The sequence below is a fragment of the Streptomyces sp. NPDC055025 genome, assembly GCF_053608565.1.
In genome coordinates this window covers 1-15,944 of the sequence record NZ_JBSGVS010000066.1, presented here as the reverse complement: position 1 = coordinate 15,944, position 15,944 = coordinate 1, and the positions used below count along the sequence as shown (strand labels likewise).

The window sequence follows — 15,944 nt, the reverse complement described above, 5'->3', positions numbered from 1 at the left end:
ACCGGGGACCACGGCCCGGTCGTCACCGGCCTCGCCGTCTCCGCCCTCGCCCTCGGCGCCGGCCTGTTCCTCGTCATGAAGTTCCCCGGTTTCGGCGACGGCCTCAAGGTCGCCAGGGCGGCCGGGCGGGGGGGGGGGCGCCCGGCGCCCCGCCCCCCCGCCGACCGGGGGGGGGCCGCGGGGGTTTTCCCCGCCCCCGGGGGCGCCCTCCCCCCCCCCCCGTCCGCGTATGCCTCGTGTCCACCGCCAGGAGCTCCCGTCCAGGACCTCCCGTCCTCGTCCGGGACCTCCCGTCCGGATCTCGCCGAGCCCGGGGTCAGAAGCGCAGGACGGCGGCGATCCTGTCGTGCGCGGCGAGGGTGCCGTCCGGCAGGAACACCACCTCGGCTCCGCCGTCCAGCGCCGTCTCCACCAGTTCGTCGACGATGTCGTCGCGTACGTCGTCGCGCCCGGCGGCCACGGACGCGGGCGCGTCGTCGAGGGGCATGAGATGGCCGTCGCGGACCCTGGCCGTACGGCGGTAGTGCTCTTCGAGAGCGACCAGTTCGGCCCGCTTCTCCCGCACCGACTCCCAGACCTCGTCGAGTCCCGCGGCGAAGGTGCGCCGCCCCCGGGCCTCGTCCAGCCGGGTCAGCACCTCCTCCTTCTCACGCCGCGCGTACTCCTCGGTCACCGGCTGGAGTTCTTTGAGCAGCACCGGCGCCGGCCCGTCCACCAGACCGCCCTTGACCAGTCTGCCGACGGCCGAGCGGGTGGCGTTGCCCGCCTCCTCCAGCAGGGCGAGCGCGGGGGCGAGACCCACGAGATGCAGCGGCCTCGGCCTGCGGGCCAGGACCGCGCCCACGGTCTCGTCCACGGATCTCAGGAACTTGCGGGTCTCCTCGTCGGTGAAGGTGCTCGGTGTGTCGCCGATCCGCTCCTCGCGTTCGACGTCCCAGCTCTCCTCGGGCGCAACCATGGGGAATCCGTCCGCGCGGTGTTCCCGCAGCGACTCGCCGGAGCCGTTCCACAGCGTCGCGCGGTCGGCCGCGACCCCCAGCACCCAGTACGGCCGTGACTGCGCGGTGGCGGCCACCAGATTCCGGGTGAGATAGCTGTCGCTGAGGACGACACGCTCGGGCACGTCACGCGGCAGATACCAGATCCGGTGCTCCTGGCTGTCCGCGAGGAGCAGCAGCCCGTCCAGCGTATGGCTCAGATCGACCTCGGCGACGGCCCGGGTGAGCTGTGCCCTGACCGCGGCACGTGCCCGCTTGTCCATATCCGGGTCCGACTCCAGGCGGTGTCCTGCCTCGGCGAGGAGATTGCGCAGCCGTACCGCGTCCGCCTCGGCGCGGGGATCGCGGCGGTTGGTGGGCATGGTGAGGGACATGGCCGGGTACGGGCGCGGGCGGCGCAGCTCGCGCAGGACCTCCGGCGTCAGACCGTTGTTGTCCATGCTGTCCCTTCGCTCGATGAAGGTCCGGCAGCGGGCGGACAGCCACGTGCCGGCGGGCCCCCGGCGTATATCCATCGTGCGGGATACGGTCCGGTTCCGCGCGAGGTGCGGACCCCGGTCCCGCCCGGGACACGGTCCGGACGGCGCACGGCCCCGTCCGGCGGTGTGCCGGACGGGGCCATGGGACCCGTGGCGCCTGGGACAGAGGCGCCACGGGGGCTTTCGGGGTCACCGGGTCCAGAGCTGGGGCGTGCCTGCCGCGTGCCTGGTGTCCGGTGTCCGCGCCTAGGGCCTCTCGTTTGGCCCCCGGAAGACGTAGGTCTTTCCGGCGATGGCCCGGAATGTGCGTTCTCCGCCCGTGAACAGGGTGCCGCGCAGTGTCAGCTCGGTCGTACGGCTCGCCCGCAGGGTGATCCGGGTCGCCCGGCCGCCGGACCACTCGATGTCGAGCTCGGCGCCGCCGCGTGCCCGCAGCCCCGTCACCCGGCCGGCGGGCCAGGAGGCGGGCAGGGCGGGCAGCACCTCGATCGGTCCGTGCTGGCTCTGCACCAGCATCTCGGCGACCCCGGAGGTGGCGCCGAAGTTCCCGTCGATCTGGAACGGCGGGTGCGTGTCCCAGAGGTTGGGCAGGGTGGAGCTCTTGAGCTGCTCGGAGAGCATCTTGTGGGCGTGGTCGCCGTCCCGCAGCCGCGCCCAGAAGTTGATCTTCCAGGCCTTGCTCCAGCCGGTACCGCCGTCGCCGCGCGCGGTCAGCGAGACCTTGGCGGCCTCCGCCCACTCGCTGCCCGCCTCGATCTGCCGGCCCGGGTGCAGGGCGTACAGGTGCGAGACATGGCGGTGGTCGTCCGTCCGGCTGTCGAGGTCGGTCTTCCACTCCTGGAGCTGGCCCCAGGAGCCGATGCGCAGTCCGGGGTCGAGCTGTCCGAGGACGGTCTCCAGCCGGGTGCGGAAGGCCCGGGAGTCCCCCAGGGTCCGTGCCGCCTCAAGGGTGTTGGTGAACAGATCGAAGATGATCTGCTGCGACATCGCGGCGCCCACCGTGAAGTCGCCGTGCTCCGGCGAGTAGCTGGGTGTGACGACGAGCGTGCCGTCCCGCAGGTCGGTCCGGAGGTTGGCGAGCCAGAACTCCGCCGCCTCCTTCATCACCGGATAGGCGGTGGAGCGCAGATAGCTGGTGGAGCCGTTGAACCGGTAGTGGTCGTAGAGCTGCTGGGTGAGCCAGGCCGCCGCCTCCGGGAACCAGAAGGAGGTCGCCCAGTTGTGGACCCCGGTGAAGCCGTACGGGTTGGTCTCGTTCTGTACGACCCAGCCCTCCGAGCCGAAGATCTCCCGCGCGCTCACCCGGCCGGGGGCCCGCATCGCCTCGACATAGCGGTCGTAGGGGGCGGTGGTCTCGGCGAGATTGGTCACCTCGGCGAGCCAGTAGTTCATCTGGAGATTGATATTGACGTGGTAGTCCGCCGACCAGGGCGGGTTGGTGACGTTGTTCCAGACGCCCTGGAGGTTCGCGGGCAGCGAGCCGGGGCGTGAGGAGGCGATCAGCAGATAGCGGCCGTACTGGAAGAAGAGCGCTTCGAGTGCCCGGTCGGCGGCGCCGGCACCCCCGGTGTACCCCTTCAGCAACTGGTCGGTGGGCAGATCCGGGAGCTGCTGGCCGATGTCGAGCGAGACCCGGTCGAAGAGCGCCCGGTGGTCGCTCACATGGTCGGCGCGCAGGGCGCCGTACGAGCGGCGGGCGGCGGCGTCGACCGCCCTGGTGACGGCCGTGTGCGGGTCGGCGCCCCGGTACCGCGGATAGGTGTCGGCGTAGTCGGTACCGGCGGCGAGGACGAACCACGCGCTGTCGGCTCCGCTGACCGTGAGGGTGCCGTCCGTGCCCGCGGTGACCCGGCCGCCGTCGGTACGGACCCGGATCTGGGTCTCGAACCGCAGCCCGTTCTCCTGGAGCGCGCCCCGCACGGTGAGCCGGTCACCGCTCGCGGTGGCCGTGAAGTCCTGGCGGGGCGAGGTGTAGCGCAGGGTGAAGCCGGTCTTTCCCGGCCGGTCGGCGGAGAACCGGCCGGCGATCACCTTGCCCGGGTAGGAGGCGAAGAACTCCCTTGTATACGTGACGCCTTCATGGGTGTACGAGACGGCGGCGAGGGCGGTGCCGAGATCGAGCGAGCGGCGGTAGGAGGCGTCGGGGGCCGTCGGCGCGCCCGGTACCTCCAGCTGGAGCTCACCGAGGACCTGGTAGGCGCCGAAACCGTGCTTGGGCTGGCCGAGTTCGGCGGCGACCGTCTCCGGGGTGAGCTTGCCCTCGGTGTCCAGGCGCTCCTGGACGGAGGCGAGGGCGCCGGGGCGGGGCTCGGTCCAGTTGCCGTGGTCGTAGCCTCCCCGATCTCCGGGACCGCCGGTCCACAGGGTCTTCTCGTTGAGCGTGATCCGCTCGGTGGCGAGCGTGCCGAACACACTCGCGCCGAGCGCACCGCTCCCGATGGGCAGCGATTCACGCTCCCAGTCGGCGGCGGGCGTTTGATACCACAACGTGAAATCATCGGAGGAGTGGGCGGCTGCGGTTCCTGACAGGGCCGGAACTCCCAGTGTCAAGGCGCTGGTTACACCCACTGCGGACTTGATCGTGGTTCTACGGCTGATCCCAGGCGTCATGGCCAGCACCGTAAAAGTCCGATGACTGAATTGGCAATACACATGACAAATTCGCTTCACAGGCGGTCGGCTCACAGGTGACCGACGGCCGGGGGTGATCCACCCCCGGCACGCTCTCCCGTATCCGCCCGATCAGCTCCGTGCGATCGGCTCCGCGCGGTCCTGCCGGCTCCGTGCGATCCGGTCCGCGCGGTCCTGCCGGCTCCGTGCGATCCGGTCCGCCGGACCGGCGCTCCGCCGTGACTCGCGCCCGGTGCCCGGCTCAGCCCTGCTGGAACAGCTCCGCGGGCAGCGGCTTCAGCAGCGCGTAGAGATCGTCCGTGATCGGCCGGTCCCAGCTCGCGATGGTGACCAGGACATGGTCACTGCGGTCGAACTGCACACAGGAGATGCGGCCCTCGGAGAGCTTGAGACGGCGGACGATCAGCAGATTGTCGCCCTGCATCACCGGGATGTCCTCGCTGCCGATGACCTCGACGGGCTCCTCGTTCTCCAGCGCCAGCAGGAGCTGTGCCACCTCGAACGGGATCTGTCCGTCCACCAGCTCGCGGGCCGGTGAGCCCTCGGGCAGATTTCCGATGATCATCGCGGGGCCACGGCCGCCGAAGAGGTCGTACCGGAGGAAGACACCCTGGCAACTGCCGTCGGGGGCGGGCAGCAGACCGGCGCCCAGGTTTCCGGGCCAGTCACCCGGGTCCATGGCCAGGACGTCGAAGTCCGGACCCGCGGGTGTGGCGGCGCTGCGGCGGCGGAGGAAGGACATCCCACCATGGTACGTGTTCGCGCCACTACTCCGGAGCCGGGTGAACCCTTTTACGGGGGTATGCGAAACCATCCGTGCGCGTGTTCCGCCGCCTCCACCGCCGCCGGGTTTCCGCCAGGTTTCCGCACATCGATACGGGTGGGGCGGATGGGGCGGGATGGTACGGCTGTGGCGACCATGACACCCCCCGCGGGGCCGGACGGATGGGGCCGTCAGCCATGGGCGAACGCGCCGGCGACGCGGGGAGGACCCGGCGGCCCTTCGTCGTACCCGGGCTCAACCACCGCACCACGGTGGAGAGTCCGGAAGAGAGCGCCGGGGAAACCCTCCGGCCCCGGGCCGGGGAAGCCTGCCTGCCCCGAGGCCGGTCTGCTTCCCGGGGCCGTCCCCCGCCGCGCGGCGGCTCGCGCGCGGCCGGGTCGCACGGTCAGGTGAGGTCGAACTCCCCCTCACGCGCGTTGATCACGAAGGCCCGCCACTCGGCCGGGCTGAAGATCAGCGAAGGGCCCTCGGGCCGCCCGCTGTTACGCATGGCGATAAAGCCCTCGACGAAGGCGATCTGGACATCACCCGTGCCTTGGCTGCTCGACTGCCAGTCCGCGTTGCTCAGATCGAGCTCCGGCTTGTCCCAGCCCGAAAGCGGCTTGTGGGTGGTGATGCTCTCGGCCACGTCCTGCTCCTCCCGCTGCGTCGTCCCGGGCCAGACTATCGACCGCCGTCGGTCCTCGACAGGCCACGACGGAAGGACCCCGGAGCGCGCTGGCCATGGCGGGGCCGACCGGTCATGACGGGCGGACGGACCGCGGGGAGCGGCTCGGCGGCGCCCAGCTCCGCGTACGTCCGGACCCGGTCCGCGTACCGTACGGCCACCCGGCCCGGCACTCGTCGCGCCGTGCGCCGCACGACACCGTCGACGGTGCGGTCGAGCAGATCGTCGGACGAGCCGCCGCGCGGTCCGCCGGAGGGGTCAATCCCCCTGTCGCGTCAGGGGCTGATGGCGAGAAAGACGAACGCGGTGAAGATACCGAGATGGACCCCGCCCTGGAGCAGGGTGGCGCGTCCCGGTGCGACGGTCAGCGCGCCCACCACCACGGTCAGCGCGAGCAGCACCATATGGGTGGCGTCCAGTCCGAGGACCAGCGGTCCGCTCAGCCAGATGGTGGCGAGGGCGATGGCGGGGATCGTCAGCCCGATACTCGCTATCGCGGAGCCGAGCGCGAGATTGAGACTCGTCTGCACCCGTTCGCGGCGGGCCGCGCGTACGGCGGCGAGGGTCTCCGGCAGCAGCACCAGCAGGGCGATGACGACACCGACCACCGCCTGGGGCAGCCCGGCCGACTCCACTCCCGACTCGATGGTGGGCGACACCGCCTTCGCGTCGCCGACGACGGCGATCAGCGCCACGACGAGCAGGACCAGACTGAGCCCGGTCGCCCGGCGGCTGGGCAGCGCCACCCGCGACTCCTCCTCGCGTACCTCACCCTCCTGGGTGACGGGCAGGAAGTACTCGCGGTGGCGCACCGTCTGTACGGCGACGAACAGGCCGTACAGGATCAGCGACGCGACGGCGGCGAAGCCGAGCTGCGCAGACGAGAACTGACGCCCCGGCCGGCTGGTGGTGAAGGTGGGGAGCACCAGGGTGAGGGTGGCCAGGGTGGCGACGGTGGCCAGCGCGGCGCCCGTGCCCTCGGGGTTGAACACGGCGATTCTGCTGCGAAGCGCCCCGACCAGCAGGCAGAGCCCCAGGATGCCGTTGCAGGTGATCATGACGGCGGCGAAGACGGTGTCCCGGGCGAGTGTGGCCGACTTGGCGCCGCCGTCGATCATCAGGGTGACGATGAGCGCCACTTCGATGACGGTGACGGCGACGGCGAGTACGAGTGAGCCGAACGGTTCCCCCACCCGGTACGCGACGACCTCGGCGTGGTGTACGGCCGCGAGCACCGCGCCCGCGAGACAGAGGGCGACCAGGGCGACCGCGAAGCCGGGCAGGGAGCGTCCCCAGCTCAGCACGAGGGCGACCACGGCGAGCAGCGGCACCGCCACGGTCCACCGGGACGCCAGTGACCTGATGGCGTTGCTGGTCGTCGTGCGCCTCACGGTCATGCGGCTCACGCTGCCAGAGCCACCGGAGGTACGCGCGGCGGGCTGCGCCGGACGGCGTCCGCGGACCGCTCCCGGTGATGCGGTGTCAGTTCCGGCGTGGTATCGGGGCCCGCGTGGTGCCGGGGCCGCACGGGACGGAAGGGTTGACAGCCCGCAGGTCCCGCAAGAAAGTTTCAGAAGTCGATCGAGATCCCGGAAGATACTTTCAGGGGGAGGCTTCCTGATGGCACAGGACGGTACGGGCGACGGGATCAGCCGGCGCGGGCTGGGCGGCGGGGTGCTGGCCCTGGGCGGGGCGCTCGCGCTGGCGCCGATCCCGTTCGCCGAGAGCGCGGCCCGCGCGGCGGCGGGCGGATCGGGTGGCGGCGCGGGGGCCGCGGGCGGTACGGGCCACGGGCCCGGCTCCGGGCACAGCACGCTGCGGCGCGGCTCGGCCGAGCGGGCCGGTCTGCTCCCCGGCGAGCTGGAGCGGCTGGTCACCGACGCGGCGGCCTTTCTGGGCCCATCCCCCGTCCACCCCTGGTACGCGGGCGCCGTGCTGCTCGCCGGCCGGGGCGGGACGGTGGCCCTGCACCGGCCGATCGGCAAGGCCGTGCGGTACGCGGCGTACGACGAGAGGACCGGTACCGGAGTCGAGTTCCCCGCCGAGCGGCAGATCCCGATGGCCGAGGACACCGTCTTCGATCTGGCCTCCGTCTCCAAGCTGTTCACCTCGATTCTCGCCGTCCGGCGGATCGAGCGCGGAGAGCTGGAGCTGGAGGAGAGGGTCGCGGCGTATCTGCCGGAGTTCGGCCGGGCGGGCAAGGAGGACATCACGGTGCGTCAGCTTCTGACGCACACCTCCGGCTTCCGCGCCTGGGTCCCGCTCTACACGGCGCCGACCTACGAGGACAGGCTGGAGCTGCTCTGGAACGAGGCCCCGCTCCATCCGCCCGGCACGGTCTATCTCTACTCGGACCTCAATCTGATCTCGCTCCAGCTCATCCTGGAGCGGATCGGCGGGCGGCGGCTGGACGCGCTGCTCCACGACGAGATCACCGCTCCCCTCGGGATGCACCGCACCCGCTACAACCCGCCCGCGTCCTGGAAACCGAAGATCGCCGCCACCGAGGACGCGCGGCAGCCGTGGTCCGGGCTGGATCGCGGTCTGGTGTGGGGCGAGGTGCACGACGAGAACGCGTACGCCCTGGGCGGGGTCGCGGGGCACGCCGGTGTCTTCTCCTGCGCCTGGGACCTGGCGGTCCTCGCCCGTACGCTCCTCAACGGCGGCGCCTACGGCCAGGCGAGGATCCTGCGCCCGGAGTCCGTGGAGCTGATGTTCACCGACTTCAACACCGGCTTCCCCGGGGACGCCCACGGTCTGGGCTTCGAGCTGTACCAGCACTGGTACATGGGGGCCATGGCGACGCCGGGCACGGCGGGCCACACCGGCTTCACCGGGACGAGTCTCGTCCTCGACCCGACCACCGACTCGTTCCTGATCGTCCTCGGCAACTCCGTCCATCCCGTCAGAGGCTGGCGCTCCGGGAGCGCGCCGCGGGTCGCGGCCGCCGACCGGATGGCCCGCGCCGTCACGGTCCGGCCGGAGAGGGGCCGTACGGCCTGGTTCTCGGGCATGGCGAGCGCCACCGCCGCCACGCTGACCCTGCCTCCGCTCACCCTGCCTCCGCTCACCCCCGGGTCCGGGCACGCGCGGCTGCGCTGCTCCCTGTGGTGGGACACCGAGCCCGGTTCCGACGCGCTGTTCCTGGAGGCGTCGGCGGACGGCGGCGCGAGCTGGCGGCCGGTGCCCTTCACGACCGTACGGACGGGACAGGAGCCGCTGGCCCACCCCACCGGCTCCGCCACAGGCTGGTCGGGCCGGGTCTGGCACCGGCTGACCGCCGATCTCGCGGCCTGGCGCGGTACGGAGGTACGGCTGCGCTGGCGGTACACGACGGACCGGCTGTACGCCGGACGGGGCGCGTACGTGGACGGTCTGCGGGTCGAGGACGGCGGCCGTACGGTCTTCGACGAGGCACGGCCGAAGGACGCGGCCCGTATCGGGGCGGCCGGCTGGGTGGCGTCCGAGGACTGACCCGCGCCCGCCCCGGCCCTCGGCCCCGGCCACGCCGCGCCGTCACCCGTGGTCACCGCCCCTGGTCATGGCCCGGTGTCACCGGCCCAGGGCCGCCATCGCCGCGTTGTGGCCGGGCACACCGCTCACCCCGCCGCCCCGTACGGCGCCCGCGCCGCACAGCAGCACATTCGCGTGCGCCGTCTCCACACCCCAGCGGCCCGTCTCCGCCGTGGCGTAGGGGAAGGACAGATCCCGGTGGAAGATATGGCCGCCGGGCAGCCGCAGTTCGCGTTCGAGGTCGAGCGGGGTCTTCGCCTCGATACAGGGGCGGCCGTGCTCGTCCACCGCGAGACAGTCGGCGATCGGCTCCGCGAGCCGTTCGTCGAGCTGCGCGAGGGTCGCGGCGAGCAGCTCCGCGCGTACGGCGTCGTTGTCCGCGGCGAACAGCCGGGCGGGGGTGTGCAGTCCGAACAGGGTGAGTGTCTGATACCCCTCGGCGGCGAGTCCGGGGCCGAGGATCGACGGGTCGGTGAGGGAGTGGCAGTAGATCTCGGACGGCGGCGCGCTCGGCGGCCGGCCGCCCGCCGCCTCCTGGTAGGCCGTCGCCAGCTGTTCGTAGCCCTCGGCGATATGGAAGGTACCGGCGAAGGCCTCGCGCGGGTCGACGGACGTGTCGCGCAGCCGTGGCAGTCGGCGCAGCAGCATATTGACCTTGAGCTGGGCGCCCTCGGCGGCGGCGGGCGGCTCCTCGCCGAGGAGCGCGGCGAGGGCCTGGGGCGACGCGTTCACCAGGACCTGACGGGCCGTCACCGTACCCTCGCTCTCCCCGGCGCGGAAGGCGACCTCGGCGGCGGTCCCGTCGGTGGCGATCCGGGTCGCCTCGTGCCCGGTGACGATCTCGGCTCCGGCCGACCGGGCGGCGTCCGCCAGGGCGTCGGTGAGCGCTCCCATCCCGCCGACCGGCACGTCCCAGTCCCCGGTGCCGCCGCCGATCACGTGGTAGAGGAAGCAGCGGTTCTGGACGAGTGACGGGTCGTGGGCGTCGGCGAAGGTGCCAATCAGGGCGTCGGTGAGCACCACTCCCCGGACCAGGTCGTGGTCGAACCGCTCCTCGACGGCGGCGCCGATCGGCTCCTCGAAGAGTGTCCGCCAGGCGGTGGTGTCGTCGACGCGCGCCCGCAGTTCCTCACGCGTGGGCAGCGGCTCGGTGAGGGTGGGGAAGACCCGCTCGGCGACCCGTCCCGTCATCGCGTAGAACTCCCGCCAGGCCGCGTACTCACCCTCGCCGCCGGTCAGCGCGGCGAAGGAGGCCCGGGTGCGTCCCTCGCCGACCAGCAGTCCCCCGTCGGCGAGCGGGGTGTACGAGGAGACGGTCCGCTTGCGCACCGCGAAGCGGAGTCCCAGCTCCCGCACGATCTTCCGCGGCAGCAGCGAGACCAGATACGAGTAGCGGGAGAGCCGGGCGTCCACCCCGGCGAAGGGACGGCTGGAGACGGCCGCGCCCCCTGTGTTCCCGAGCCGCTCCAGTACGAGGACGGAGCGGCCCGCGCGGGCGAGATAGGCGGCGGCGACCAGACCGTTGTGGCCGCCGCCGACGATGACGGCGTCGTACGAGACATGTGCGGGCATGGCTCTTGGTAACACGTGGATGATCCCGGGACCAGGGGTGGCCCGGGATACACCTCGGCTCAGCGGCCCCGGAGGCCGTGTCCCTGGCGCAGCGCCGCCACCCGCCGGTACAGCTCCGCCGCCTCCGCTCCCCTGCCGAGCTGCTCCAGGCAGTGCGCCTCGTCGTTGCGGCCGGCCAGGGCGTCCGGGTGGGCGGGGCCCAGCACCCGGTCGCGGGTCTCGGCGACCTGGCGGTAGACGGCCAGGGCCTCGCCCCAGCGGCCCAGCCAGCCCAGGCCGACAGCGATCTCCCGGCGGCTGACGAGTGTGTCCGGATGGTCGGGGCCGAGGACCCGTTCACGGAGCGCGCAGACATCACGGGACTCCGCGAGCGCCTCCTCCCAGTGGGCGAGCCTGCCGAGATTGACCCCGAGGCCGTGCCGTGCGCGGAGGGTCTCCGGATGCTGCGGGCCATGGACGCGCGTACGGTCCGCGACCAGCGCGCGGTACAGCTCCAGCGCCTCCGCGCTACGGCCGAGCCGCCCCAGGCTGATACCGACCTCGTAGCGGGCGGCCAGGCTGTCGGGATGGTCGGGGCCGAGGGCGTGGGCACGGGCCGCCGCCACCTCGTGGTACGCGCTGAGCGCCTCCGGCCAGCGGCCCAGCAGACCGAGCGTGTAGGCCACTTCGTACCGGGTGATCAGCGTGTCGGGATGGTGGGCGCCGAGCACCCGGGAGCGGGTGTCGGCGACCTCGCGGGCCAGCCGGTAGGCGTCCTCCAGCCGGCCGAGCCGGCTGAGGTTGTACGCCAGGTTGTGACGGCAGCGCAGGGTGTCCGGGTGGTCGGGGCCCATGGTGCGCTCACGGGAGGCGAGCACCGCCGCGAACACCTGGTGCGCCTCGAAGTGCCGGCCGAGCTGCCCCAGGACGTACGCCATCTCCTGGCGGGCGGTGAGCGTGTCCGGATGGTCGGGGCCGAGCGCGCGCTCGCGGCCCTCCACGACCCGGGTGAACTCGCGCAGCGCGTCGGCCGTCCGCCCGGTCCTGCTGAGGGTGAACCCCACTTCGTACCGGCTGCCGAGGGTGTCCGGGTGGTCGGGGCCGAGGGCGTGCTCCCGTTCGGCCGCGACCGCGCGGTGCACCTCGCCCGCCTCCTCCCAGCGGCCCAGCCTGCCCAGGCTCAGACCGGCGTTGTGCCGGCTGGCGAGGACGGCGAGCTGCTCGGGCGACGGGGTGGGCCGCGCCCGGTGCGGATACGCCCCGGTGGCCAGGCGCGGGTCGGCGGGCGTGGTCCACTCGCCCGTCAGCCCGGCGGTGTGGTCGGGCGGGGTGGACCGCAGGACGGAGACACCGGTCGCCTTGTGCCCGGTCGTCATCCCCCGGGTCCAGGACGGCAGCCGGTCCTCGTCCGGCAGCGGTGCCCGGCGACCGTGGAGGGGCGGCGCGGGCCCCGGATCCGCCCCGGTCGGGACGGGACGGCCGGGCCGGGTGTGGTGGGCGGCGAAGGCGTCGGGCCCCAGGGCCGAGCGGGCGCCGCTGATCCGGCGCCGCAGATCGCCCGCGTCCGAGGGCCGCTCCTCCGGGGCCTTGGCCAGCAGGTCGAGCACGATCCGGTCGAAGAATCCCGGCAGGTCCGCGCGGTGCCCGCTGGGCGGTCCCGGGATGGTGTCACGGTGGCCGACCAGCACCGCCCAGGCGTCGTCCAGGTCGAACGGCGGGGCGCCGGTGGAGATCTCGTACAGCACACATCCCAGCGAGTACAGATCGCTGCGGTGGTCGACATGGCCGCCGCCGATCTGCTCGGGGGACATGTAGTGCGGGGTGCCCATGGCGATGCCCGTCCCGGTGAGCCGGGAGGTGAAACCGATGTCGTGGCCGAGGCGGGCGATACCGAAGTCGCAGATCTTCACCGTGCCGTCGGTGAGCCGCATGATGTTGGCGGGCTTCAGGTCGCGGTGGATGATGCCCTGTTCATGGGTGTAGGCGAGCGCGTCGGCGATCTGCTCCGCTATGTCGACGAGATCGGGCACCGGGAGCGGGCGCTGCTCGTTGTCCTCCAGCAGTTGGCTGAGGTTGCGCCCTTCGAGCAGTTCCATCACGAGATAGAGGACACCGTCGTGCTCGCCGAAGTCATGGACGACCGTGACGCCGCGGTGCTGGAGCGCGGCGGCGACGCGCGCCTCACGGCGGAACCGCTCCCGCATGATCCGTGTGAACGACGAGTCCTGCTGCGGCCCCAGCGGCTTGAGGCACTTGACCGCGACCCGCCGGCCGAGCGACTCGTCGCGCGCCCGCCACACCTCGCCCATCCCCCCGCGCCCGATCAGATCGAGCAGCCGGTAGCGGCCCTGGATCAGCCTGGTGTCCGCCATCGCGTGCTGTCGCCCCCGTCCCCTCGCTGCGCCCTCCCCGGCCCGTCCAGTATGGCCGCCCGGCCCTGGAGTGTGTACGGGCTGGGCCGGGTGTCGGGGCCGAGCCTCGCCGTCGCCCGGAGAATGTGCTTCGGCGGAAGCTGCCAGCGCACCCGCGCCGGGATCCGGCGCAGCAGCTTCCCGGTGGCGGTGAGCCGGTGGCCGACGGTCCGGGGCGAGGGGGCCGCCCTGCCGTACAGCGCGTGGGCGAACGGCGGCAGTGCCTGGTAGGCGAGCGAGGCCACCCGGCGCCAGAGCAGTGCACGGGCCGGCACCAGCAGGGGGTGGGCCGGCGGCCGGCGCAGGAAGTCGTCGACCTCCCGTGCCTCGGGTCCGCACGCCAGCTCGGGCAGGACCGCGGCGAAGTAGTCGGCGAGCTCCGCGGTGGTGGCGGGGACCGTCCCCGGGTCGAGACCGACCAGCCGGGCCCCCACGCGGTGTTCGGCCACATAACGGTCGGCCTGCGCGTCGCTGAGGGCGATGCCGGAGCGGCGCAGGACCTGGAGATACGAGTCGACCTCGGCGCAGTGCACCCAGAGCAGCAGCGCCGGTTCGTCGACGCCGTAGCGCTCCCCCGTGGCGGGATCGGTGGCCGTGAGGAGCCGGTGGATACGGCGGACCCGGGCGCCCGCCCGCTCGGCGGCCTCGGTGGTTCCGTAGCTGATGGTCCCCACGAAGTGGGCCGTACGACGCAGCCTGCCCCAGGCGTCCCTCCGGAAGTCGCTGTTCTGGGTGACGCCCCGGACGGCTCGGGGGTGCAGGGCCTGGAGATAGAGGGCGCGGATTCCGGCGATCCACATCATGGGGTCGCTGTGGAGCTGCCAGGTGATGGAGTCGGGTCCGAAGAGCCCGGGGTCGGCGGACCGCTCGCCGGACTCACCGCGGAGGCGGGGCTCAGGGAGGGGGTCGGACCCGCCCCGGGGATCGGGCTCACCCCGGGGATCCGGCCCGCCCCGGGGATCCGGCCCGCCCCGGGGATCCGGCTCGGCCGGGAGGTCCGGCCCGCTTCGGGGGTCCCGTTCACCGCCCGTGTCCCGCGCACTCCGGGGGTCCGTCCCGCCCATCTCCGTCCTCCCTGCCGTGTACTCGCTCCGGCCGTCCGGCCGTCCGGCCACCGGGCCGGGTACGGCCAGGCCAGGAGCTAAGTCCTGTGTAACAAATCCCGCCCGGCCCTCTGTCCCCTCCCCCATCAGACGCGCGCGCACGCGTCCGGCGTAGCAGGATGGCTGCATGATGCTGGCACCGCTCGCTCATGTCTCCCGTGAGGTCGCCCAGACCTCGGCGCGGTCCCGGAAGATTTCCCTGCTGGCGGGGGTGTTCCGTACGGCGGGGCCGGAGGACGTGCCCGTGGTCATTCCGTATCTGGCCGGGCGGCTGCCCCAGGGGCGGATAGGCGTCGGCTGGCATGCCCTCAGGAATCCGCCCCCGCCCGCGGACCGGGCCACCCTGACCGTGCGTGGGGTCGATGACACCTTCACCGCTCTCGCCTCGGTCGCGGGTCCCGGCTCGCAGGGCGAGCGGCGGCGGCTGGTCCAGGGGCTGCTCGCCGCGGCCACGGAGGAGGAGCAGCGCTTCCTCTTCGGGCTGATCTCCGGTGAACTGCGGCAGGGGGCGCTGGACGCCGTCGCGGTCGAGGCGCTCGCGGAGACCTCGGGCGCCGGGGCCGGCGTGGTGCGGCGGGCGGTGATGCTGGCGGGCTCGCTGGAAGAGGTGGCGCGGCGGCTGCTGGCCGAAGGACCGCATGTGCTGGAGGAGTTCCTGCTGACCGTGGGCCGGCCCGTCCTGCCGATGCTCGCGCAGAGCGCCAAGAGCGTCACGGAGGCGGTCGGGCGGCTGGGGACCTGGGCCGCCGTCGAGGAGAAGCTGGACGGGATCCGGGTGCAGGTGCACCGGGAGGGACCGACGGTACGGACCTTCACCCGCACGCTGGACGACATCACCGACCGGCTGCCCGAGGTGACGGCGGCGGCGCTCGCGCTCGACGGCGACCGTTTCGTCCTGGACGGCGAGGTGATCGCGCTGGACGAGGACGGCAGGCCGCGGCCGTTCCAGGAGATCGCGGGCCGGGTGAGCTCCCGTACCGATGTGCGGTCCGCGGCGATGGCGGTCCCGCTCTCCCCCGTCTTCTTCGACATCCTCGCGGCCGACGGCGAGGATCTGCTCGATCTGCCGGGCGCGGAGCGGTACGCGGCGCTGGCGCGGCTGGTGCCCGAGCCGATGCGGGTACGGCGGGTCGTGGTCGCCCCGTCGTCGGGCGGCACGTCCGACGACGCGCCCGCCGGGCCGTCCGGTGAGGCGCCCGGCAGGGCGTCCGGGGTCGCCTCCGGCGAGGAGTTCTTCCGGGAGACCCTGGCCCGGGGGCACGAGGGCGTGGTGGTCAAGTCGCTGGACACCCCGTACAGCGCGGGCCGCCGGGGCGCCGGATGGCTGAAGGTGAAGCCGGTGCACACCCTGGACCTGGTGGTGCTGGCCGCCGAGTGGGGACATGGGCGGCGCACCGGCAGGCTCTCCAATCTGCATCTGGGCGCACGGCGCGAGGACGGCTCGTTCGCGATGCTCGGCAAGACCTTCAAGGGACTGACGGACGCGATGCTGGAGTGGCAGACCGAGCGCCTCGGGAAGCTGGCCGTACGGGACGACGGCTACACCGTGACCGTACGTCCCGAGCTGGTCGTCGAGATCGCGTACGACGGGCTCCAGCGGTCGTCCCGCTACCCGGCGGGGGTGACGCTGCGCTTCGCGCGGGTGGTCCGCTACCGGGAGGACAAGACGGCGGAGGAGTCGGACACCGTGGGGACGGTGCTGGCGGCCCACGGCCAGGACGCCGAACAGCCTGAGCGGGGCTGAGGGGGATGCCGTCGGGGTGCCGCCGGGGGGGGGGGGCCCCGCCGGCACCCCCGGGCGTCCCGG

At 72.9% G+C, this 15,944-nt stretch carries 10 protein-coding genes; 2 read left to right on the top strand and 8 right to left on the bottom strand.

From position 1 onward, the window contains the following. Positions 1 to 316: 316 nt before the first annotated feature. The 5 genes from ACWGDX_RS31775 to ACWGDX_RS31755 all read right to left on the bottom strand — a co-directional run bounded on the left by ACWGDX_RS31775 (position 317) and on the right by ACWGDX_RS31755 (position 6,956). The gene (locus tag ACWGDX_RS31775; protein ID WP_453631174.1) at positions 317 to 1,438 is read right to left on the bottom strand and encodes a baeRF3 domain-containing protein; all 1,122 of its coding nucleotides are present in this window, start codon (positions 1,436 to 1,438) and stop codon (positions 317 to 319) included. 285 nt (positions 1,439 to 1,723) lie between these two features. Then, positions 1,724 to 4,087, bottom strand: coding sequence for a glycoside hydrolase family 95 protein (locus ACWGDX_RS31770; protein ID WP_453631172.1), 2,364 nt, complete (start codon positions 4,085 to 4,087; stop codon positions 1,724 to 1,726). A gap of 262 nt (positions 4,088 to 4,349) precedes the next feature. After that, entirely contained in the window at positions 4,350 to 4,850 is a 501-nt protein-coding gene (locus ACWGDX_RS31765) for a hypothetical protein (RefSeq protein WP_453631170.1), read from the bottom strand. A gap of 427 nt (positions 4,851 to 5,277) precedes the next feature. Continuing rightward, positions 5,278 to 5,520 carry a DUF397 domain-containing protein gene (locus ACWGDX_RS31760; RefSeq protein ID WP_453631169.1) on the bottom strand — a complete coding sequence of 81 codons (243 nt, stop codon included), beginning with the start codon at positions 5,518 to 5,520 and terminating at the stop codon, positions 5,278 to 5,280. 314 nt (positions 5,521 to 5,834) lie between these two features. Further along, complete coding sequence (locus ACWGDX_RS31755) at positions 5,835 to 6,956, bottom strand: calcium:proton antiporter (RefSeq protein ID WP_453631167.1); 1,122 nt, start codon at positions 6,954 to 6,956, stop codon at positions 5,835 to 5,837. Between the two features lie 223 nt (positions 6,957 to 7,179). Between ACWGDX_RS31755 and ACWGDX_RS31750 the strand changes: the two genes are divergently transcribed. Next, the gene (locus ACWGDX_RS31750) at positions 7,180 to 9,033 is read left to right on the top strand and encodes a serine hydrolase (RefSeq protein ID WP_453631165.1); all 1,854 of its coding nucleotides are present in this window, start codon (positions 7,180 to 7,182) and stop codon (positions 9,031 to 9,033) included. Between the two features lie 78 nt (positions 9,034 to 9,111). Here ACWGDX_RS31750 and ACWGDX_RS31745 read toward each other — a convergent pair whose 3' ends face one another. Genes ACWGDX_RS31745 through ACWGDX_RS31735 form a run of 3 tightly spaced genes read right to left on the bottom strand, consistent with a single transcriptional unit; the run spans position 9,112 to position 13,864 of the window. Beyond that, complete coding sequence (locus ACWGDX_RS31745) at positions 9,112 to 10,644, bottom strand: phytoene desaturase family protein (protein ID WP_453631164.1); 1,533 nt, start codon at positions 10,642 to 10,644, stop codon at positions 9,112 to 9,114. A 59-nt stretch (positions 10,645 to 10,703) separates the two neighbouring features. Beyond that, positions 10,704 to 12,995: a tetratricopeptide repeat protein gene (locus ACWGDX_RS31740; protein ID WP_453631162.1), complete on the bottom strand. Its 2,292-nt coding sequence runs from the start codon at positions 12,993 to 12,995 to the stop codon at positions 10,704 to 10,706. Beyond that, a complete protein-coding gene (locus ACWGDX_RS31735; RefSeq protein WP_453631220.1) occupies positions 12,977 to 13,864 on the bottom strand; it encodes an oxygenase MpaB family protein in 888 nt (295 codons plus the stop codon). The genes ACWGDX_RS31740 and ACWGDX_RS31735 overlap by 19 nt, the downstream gene beginning before the upstream one ends. 400 nt (positions 13,865 to 14,264) lie before the next feature. Between ACWGDX_RS31735 and ACWGDX_RS31730 the strand changes: the two genes are divergently transcribed. Beyond that, positions 14,265 to 15,881: an ATP-dependent DNA ligase gene (locus ACWGDX_RS31730; protein WP_453631161.1), complete on the top strand. Its 1,617-nt coding sequence runs from the start codon at positions 14,265 to 14,267 to the stop codon at positions 15,879 to 15,881. The last annotated feature ends 63 nt before the right edge of the window (positions 15,882 to 15,944 follow it).